Below are 600 nucleotides of genomic sequence, written 5' to 3'. Positions count from 1 at the left end.
GTAGAACCATTCCCAAGAAGACCTATTACCCGTCCTCATGCATCTATTGAAGTAGATACTTCAGGTATCGGTGGCTCAGCAGGTTCAAGTGAAAAAGTATTTTGCTTAATCGGTCAGGCTGAAGGCGGAGAACCAAATACAGTTTATGAATTACGTAACTATTCACAAGCTAAACGTTTATTCCGTTCAGGAGAATTACTTGATGCAATAGAATTAGCATGGGGTTCTAACCCTAACTATACAGCAGGACGTATTTTAGCTATGCGTATAGAAGATGCTAAACCTGCTTCAGCGGAAATTGGCGGATTAAAAATAACATCTAAAATCTACGGTAATGTTGCTAACAACATTCAAGTAGGATTAGAAAAGAATACACTAAGTGATTCATTACGTTTAAGAGTAATATTCCAAGATGACCGTTTCAATGAGGTTTATGATAATATCGGTAATATCTTCACAATCAAGTACAAAGGAGAAGAAGCTAACGCAACTTTCTCTGTAGAACATGATGAAGAAACTCAAAAAGCAAGTCGTTTAGTATTAAAAGTTGGAGACCAAGAAGTTAAGTCATATGATTTAACTGGTGGAGCTTATGACTAC

1 protein-coding gene is annotated in these 600 nt (G+C 36.7%); it reads left to right on the top strand.

The window, feature by feature from the left end:
* A partial coding sequence (locus tag KGF42_RS19105) for a hypothetical protein (protein ID WP_227826904.1) occupies positions 1 to 600 on the top strand: 600 nt, incomplete at both ends.

Source organism: Clostridioides sp. ZZV15-6383 (assembly GCF_020657735.1).
Classification (GTDB): Bacteria; Bacillota; Clostridia; order Peptostreptococcales; family Peptostreptococcaceae; genus Clostridioides; species Clostridioides difficile_D.
Note: the sequence above shows the minus strand (reverse complement) of the source record. Positions and strands in the feature narration are given on the sequence as shown.